Origin of the sequence: Hyalangium sp., assembly GCF_045802625.1 — a bacterium.
Classification (GTDB): Bacteria; Myxococcota; Myxococcia; order Myxococcales; family Myxococcaceae; genus Hyalangium.
Genome location: NZ_JBJMQP010000031.1, coordinates 1 through 6435, shown reverse-complemented (window position 1 = coordinate 6435; position 6435 = coordinate 1). Strand labels below are relative to the sequence as shown.

General features: G+C 68.4%; 4 protein-coding genes. 2 read left to right on the top strand and 2 right to left on the bottom strand.

Translation table 11 applies throughout. The annotated features are described in order from the left end of the window. The coding region (locus tag ACJ8AT_RS05230) for a hypothetical protein (protein WP_407736466.1) at positions 1 to 2406 on the bottom strand (2406 nt) is incomplete at its 3' end. A 175-nt stretch (positions 2407 to 2581) separates the two neighbouring features. On the opposite strand from ACJ8AT_RS05230, the gene ACJ8AT_RS05225 reads away from it, so the two are divergent. After that, entirely contained in the window at positions 2582 to 4309 is a 1728-nt protein-coding gene (locus ACJ8AT_RS05225) for an NUDIX hydrolase (protein ID WP_407736465.1), read from the top strand. 63 nt (positions 4310 to 4372) lie between these two features. On the opposite strand, the gene ACJ8AT_RS05220 is transcribed toward ACJ8AT_RS05225, so the two are convergent. Continuing rightward, a complete protein-coding gene (locus ACJ8AT_RS05220; protein ID WP_407736464.1) occupies positions 4373 to 5104 on the bottom strand; it encodes a hypothetical protein in 732 nt (243 codons plus the stop codon). Positions 5105 to 5688: 584 nt separating this feature from the next. Here ACJ8AT_RS05220 and ACJ8AT_RS05215 point away from each other — a divergent pair. Next, entirely contained in the window at positions 5689 to 6399 is a 711-nt protein-coding gene (locus ACJ8AT_RS05215; RefSeq protein ID WP_407736462.1) for a Wall-associated protein precursor, read from the top strand. Positions 6400 to 6435: the final 36 nt, after the last annotated feature.

Below are 6435 nucleotides of genomic sequence, written 5' to 3'. Positions count from 1 at the left end.
GGTGCAGGGCGCCGGGATCCTCACCACGGGCCAGCCCTGCGGATCATCCAACCGGCACTGGAGCGCGCCGCTCTGCGCCGCGGTGCTCAGCGTGTACTCGCCTCGCTTGGGCACGCGCAGCTTCTGCTGGATGAGATCTCCCGCATCCGCGCGGAAGAAGACCTCGGCATCGCCGCTCACCCCCTCGGCGGGCTTGACCGCGCGCTGCTCGAGCAGCACCGCGCCACGGCCCCGGCTCTTCCCCACCGTGCGCACATCCAGCAGGTAGCGCCCGGGCCGCAGGTACGAGGACACCAGGCAGTTGCGCCCGCGCCCTCCTCCCGTCGCCGCGCCCACCTCCTGCACCACCGGCGTCCGGATGCTGCACTGCGTGGACAGCAGCCCCTGGGTCGTCACGTGGTAGAGCCCGGCGTCCTTCACGTCGAAGATGAGGGAGTGATTCTCGCCTCGATCGAAGTCCAGCCACATGGGCGTCGAGGGCGCCAGCACCGGCAGCGGCGCGAGCTTCGGGCTGAACGCCACCAGCGGTGGAGGCGCCGGAGGCGGCGGCGAGGGCCTGCGCACCGAGAGCGTGATGGCCGCGTCTCCCGGGTTCTCCAGGGTGAGCTCCCCGGCGCTCCCCGGCAGCGAGCAGGTGCCGCCCTTGGTGGCCACCTTCGTGTCTCCCAGGGCGCAGTTGAAGGCCTCACCGCTCAGCGCGCGGATCTCCACGGGGCGCCCGCCGCTCAGCGGGAGCTTCACGCTCTTGCGCCCATCGAGCACCAGCGCCAGGGGCTCACCCAGGGTGAGTGGCAACGAGCGGAGGAACAGGCCTCGCAGCGCTTTCTCCGAGCTGCGCGTGCTGGTCAGCGCATAGGCGGAGTACGTGCCCAGGTGCACCTTGGGGAAGATGCATGACACCTTGGTCGGCGTCTCTCCCTGCGGCTGCGGCCCGTCCGCGGCAACCGTCACGTTCTCGATGCCCTCGGTCCCGCCATAGAGGCGCAGCTCGTACAAGCCCGGCGTCGCGGGGATGGCGACCCGGCACGTCTTGGCCTCCGGCTGCGTCTCCGTGAGCCGCGTGAGCTTGTCCCCCTCGTAGCGGAACAGCTCGCAGCGCGTCTTCCGGTCCCCCGCCGTCTGGAAGACATAGCGCGCGGAGCGGGTGATCTCGAACTGGAGCGTGGCGCCGCCGCCGCTGTAGTTGAACGAGCGGCGGAACGGGCTGTCGGGGCTCACCTGCAGCAAGTCCCTCCGCTGCACGAGTGTGTCTCCACTGGAGAGCACCGCGTTCAGCGCGCACCCCACGGGCGCGTGATCCTGATCGAGCGGCGTCTCGTGGATCGTGACGAGGTAGTCCCCCTCCTTCGGCACACCGAAGCTCAGCGACTGCGCCCCGTTGCCGTAGACCCCATCCTCCCACCGCCCGTCATAGAGCCGGGCCCACCGCAGCGTCACATGGGCCCCGGGCTCGCCGCGGATGAGCGCGACCCGGCGATGCTTGGCGTCGGAGAAGGCCTTGCACTCGGGGACGATCGCCTTGCCGTCAATCTCGCAGGAGCCCTCGGCCGAGCTGAACACGTTGGTGGAGCCGTCATCCCCCATGGCGTGCAGGCTCAGGCGCGTGGCCGTCTTCGAGTTGCCCTCGCGCGAGAGGAAGACCGCCTCCGGCTCGGACGGGAACTCCAGCGTGGCCAGCCCCGTGTCCGGCAGGGTGAGGGTGGCGATCCGCTCCTCGGGGGCCGTCGGAAAGCCCCACGTCACGGTCAGCCCCGCGTCATCCGGCGTCTCGCTCTGGGTCCAGGTCGTGGACGCGGTGCCGTACGCGGTGAGCAGGTACACGCCCGGCTCCAGCATGGCCTCGAACCACCACTCGTGGATGGGCTGGCCGGGGTGAGGCCGAGGGCTGGTGTCGCGCGCCGTGAGGGGCTCCAGCCACTCGCCCGAGCGCCACAGCCGCACATCTCCCGCGTGCCGCCCGGCCAGGCGCAGCGTCACCGCCTGGCGCTTGTCGATCTTCAGCCAGTACGAGGCCTGCTGGCGCGGCTTGAGGCTCTGCTTCACCTCGCGCCGGGGCTCCAGGCGCACCGGCGAGGGGTTGAGCTCCGTGTACGGCGTCACCGACAGCGCCACGCTCCCCTTGCCCTTGGACTTCGAGGTCAGCCGCAGCTTGTAGGTGCCCGCGTCCAGCAGCAGATCCAGCTCGCAGCTGGAGCGCCCTACCCGGCCGGACTGCTCGAAGGGCCCGCGCACGTGATCGACAATCTCGCACGCGGTGCCCGCGGGGCTGTGGGCCTTGACGATGTAGCGCCCGGCTCGATCGAGCGTGAGGATGGCCTCCTGCGCCCCCTTGGCGGGGACGGTCGCGGGGGAGACCGAAGCAGCGTGGAGCAGCAGAAGGGGGAGCGTCAGCAGCGGCAGGCTCATGGAGGCTTTCGCGCGAAGTTTGCGGACCAGCCATAGCAGCAAGTCATGGGCCAATTCACCTCCCCGAATGAAGTTCCCCTCTCTGTGGCAGCCCTGCCGCGAGTGCGTGGCCCGGGGACCACGAGTCCAGGTACTCTCGCCCCCTATGCCCAGGGCCCCGCTCCTGCTGCTCCTCATGACCACCACGACCGCGCTCTCCGACACGCCCGCCTGGAATGACCGGCTCGCCCAGCAGATCACCGAGAAGATGCAGACGATCCGGCTCGCGCCGGACCTGTCCGCCCTGACTCCGGGTGAGCGCACCGCCGTCTCCAAGCTCCTGCTGGTGGGACAGCTCTTCCAGGACGTCTACGAGGAGTCCAAGCACCACCAGGCGCTCGAGGTCCGCAAGAAGCTCGAGGGGCCGAAGTCTCCGCTCGCCGAGCAGCAGCGGACGTTCTACCGGCTGTTCCAGGGCCCCATCGCCAACACGCTGGAGAACCAGCGGCTGCCCTTCGTCGCGGCGGACCCCGTCGTCCCCGGCAAGAACGTCTACCCCTGGGGCATCACCAAGGAGCAGGTGCAGCAGGTGCTGGATCGGCACCCGGAGCTCCGAGCGTCCATCCTGGATCTGCGGACCGTGGTTCGCCGGGCGGAGGCCGCCTCGCTGCGGAAGGATCTCGACACGCTCAAGCGCTACCCGGTGCTTGAGGGGCTCCACCCGGCGCTGGGCGACAAGCTCCGCGCGCTCGCCGCGAAGCCGGATCCCGCGATGCTGTACGCCGTGCCCTACGCCGTCGCCTATGCGCCGCAGATGGTGAAGGCCTCCGGGCTGATCTTCGAGGCGGCCGCGGCCCTGGAGGGCAGCGATCCCGAGTTCGCCGGCTACCTGCGCAACCGCGCCAGGGATCTGCTCTCCAACGACTACGAGTCCGGGGACGCCTCCTGGGTGCGAGGCCGGTTCCAGCGCCTCAACGCCCAGATCGGCGCGTATGAGGTCTACGACGACGAGCTGTTCGGCGCGAAGGCGTTCTACTCGCTGAGCCTGATGATCCGGGACGACGCGGCGACGGCACGGCTGGAGAAGGCGATGCAGGGGCTCCAGGCCTTCGAGGACAGCCTGCCCTACGAGCAGCACAAGACGGTGAGCACGGAGATCCCGGTGGGCGTCTACCTGGTGATCGCGGACTTCGGGCAGGCCCGAGGCACCAACACCGCCAGCATCCTCCCCAATGATCCGCTGTACGCCCGCCGGTACGGGCGGACCATCCTGCTGCGCGAGAACATCCTGAAGAACCCCGAGCTCTTCGCGAACAGCCGCGCGCAGTGGGAGGCGGTGATGGCGCCGGCGTTCCGGAAAGACCTGGGGCTCAGCGGCGGCTTCAACCGGACGCTCTGGCACGAGGTGGGCCACTACCTGGGCGCGGATCGAGACGTGAAGGGGCGCGCCGTGAACAGCGACGCCCTGGAGGAGAACTCGAGCGCCCTGGAGGAGATGAAGTCGGATCTGGTGGCCCTGTACCTGGGCAAGGCGCTGCGCGAGCGGGTCTTCTACGACGACACCACCCTGCGCGAGCTGTACGCGAGCGGCATCCAGCGCGTGCTGCAGATCGTCCGCCCGCGGAGGGATCAGCCGTACCAGACGATGCAGCTGATGCAGATGAACTATTTTCTGGAGCACGGGCTGCTGGAGGCGCGCCCGGACGGGCTCTACATCCACTACGAGAAATACCACGACGTGGTCGGCAAGCTGCTGCGCGAGGTGCTGGCGATCCAGCGCGCCGGAGACAAGGCGGCCTCGGATCGGTTCATCGAGAAGTACACCCGCTGGGACGAGTCCCTCCACGGGGCCCTGGCGGCGAAGATGCGCGCCCAGGCGAAGTACCGCTACACGCTGGAGAAGTACGCGGCGCTCGGCGAGTAGCCGGGCTGCCACCGCAGCCGAGCCCATGCTCCGGCTCGGCTGCGGCGAGCGCGCCTTCAGCGTTTACGCGGTGGCTGGGGGCTGGCCCTCCGGCGCCTCGCCCGGGCCCAGGTCGAGCGCCACCAACGCCATCTTCAGCTTCTCCCATTTCGCCAGGGGGATCCCCTTGAGATCCAGCACCGCCATGCCCTGATGGCTGCGCAGCTGGACACGGACCGGATCCCCCTTCTGGAAGCAGCCCTTCACCGCCCCGTCGATCCGATCCGCCAGCGCCACGTCCTCCGGCGTCAACACCGTGCCGGGCGCGGGCTGGCGCCGGTGCTGCAGGGCCTTGCGCATCTCATCCACGCTGCACGCGGAGAAGGGCTTGGAGCTCACCACACCCTTCTTGTCCGGCACCTCGATGAGGGTGCCGCCCGGCTGCTCGTGATCCACCTGGACGTTCGCCGCATTCTTGTAGCTGAGCAGCAACGACAGGCAGGTGACACCGAAGCGGCGGGCGATCTCCTCGCTGAAGTTGCGCGACACCGCGCCGTACGCGGCCAGGGTCGCCTGCGAGATGTCGCTCAGGCTCTGGTGGAAGTAGTCCGGGGCATCCTTGAAGCCGGCCAGCTCCGCCAGCTTCCTGTCCACCACGTAGTTGTAGAGCAGCCCCATGCGGTGGTGGTTGAGGCTCTCCTCCGCCATGAGCTGGAGCATGGACGCACGCACCTGCTCCAGCGTCATGTCCTGCGCGCTCACGTCCTGCCCCCGCTTCGACACATCCTTGGACTTCGACTGAAACAACTCGAACATGGCTCATTCCCCCTTGGAGGCTTCAGGCCTCCCCGGCCGCGCTTTCGCGTCGGCCGTGCTCGGGGCCAGAGCACATGGCGGGCCAACGCCTGTCTTCTTGAGAACACAGGCACTTGCGCGGCAGGCCCCCTCCAAAACTGTGCCAAGTGTGAGAAAAGTGTCTCACCGGTGAGACACTTTCAAAATGTGCTGTAAAACCAAAGGCTTGTACGAAGGGTCCGCTCGGCCCCACGTGTTCAACCCGTTGACTTTCCAAGGTGTGCTCCGCCAACACACGTTTCCCTCCGTCCCAGCGGTGAGACGGTGTGAGCGCGGACCCGGGTGCTCCATCGCCGCGGGAGGCCTCCGGATCTGACCGGTCAGATCTGGCCCCCCCCCTGGATCTGACCGGTCAGATCTGGCCCCCCTGGATCTGACTGGTCAGATCTGGCCCCCCTGGCGCCATGGCCCACCGGAGGGGGGGCGGTCCATGAAGAATCCTCAATCCCCATGCTACTTTGCGCCTCGTCGCTGCCCTGGGAGCGCCTGGACTTGACCCGCTCGAACTTCGCCTTCCTGAACGCGCCCTGGCCGTCGATCCCAACATGAATCGAATGAGAGACGTGGGGCGCGCACTCCTTCTCTGCCTGTTGCTCGTGCTTCCCGGCCTCACGGCGGGGTGTTCCTCGGAGGCGCACGCCACCGCGAGCCGGCTGACAGACACGAGCCCACGGACCGAGACGGGCCAGCCGGCCGATGCGAGCCAACCCCTGTACCTGGCTCAAATCTCCTGCTGGGACACGGAGACTTGCTGCATCTTGAGGGATCCGGCGACCGCGGCCAATCGCTGCATGGTCACCCCCGAGAGGATTGCCGAAGTCCTCAACGGCGTGAAGACGCTCTACCAGGCGACCCACGCCGCGGAGGCGAGGCGCCAGGAGGAGGCCCAGGCGAAAGAGGACGCCGCATTCGCCGACGCCGCCGAAGCCGAGGGGGCCGCCGCGCCCGAGCCCCCCGACTGCCAGGGGCAAGACCACCACGTCATCTCCCGCCCCATCGCCAAGGCCCTGGAGGAGCATAAGACCCTCCACGGGCTGTACGAGCCGAGGGATGAGCGCTACGTGGCCAAAGCGAAGGACAAGGAATCGCACTGCGGCTATCAGAAGTGGCACCGCGCTGTGGACCTGGAGGTCATCCGGTGGCTCAGGCGCTTCGATGAGGCAACGCAGAAGGAGTTCGAAGCGTTCCTGCGCGAGATCTACAACCGCAAGGAAATGCTGGAGAGATTTCCCCATGGCTTCGGACCTGCCACCTGACCCGCGCTTCTTCTTGCTCGAAGACGAGGAGTGGGG

Bases quoted from the DNA above. Each gene is read 5' to 3' on its own strand.
- ACJ8AT_RS05215 (WP_407736462.1), top strand. From the start codon at position 5,689: ATGAATCGAATGAGAGACGTGGGGCGCGCACTCCTTCTCTGCCTGTTG.
- ACJ8AT_RS05220 (WP_407736464.1), bottom strand. From the start codon at position 5,104: ATGTTCGAGTTGTTTCAGTCGAAGTCCAAGGATGTGTCGAAGCGGGGG.
- ACJ8AT_RS05225 (WP_407736465.1), top strand. From the start codon at position 2,582: ATGACCACCACGACCGCGCTCTCCGACACGCCCGCCTGGAATGACCGG.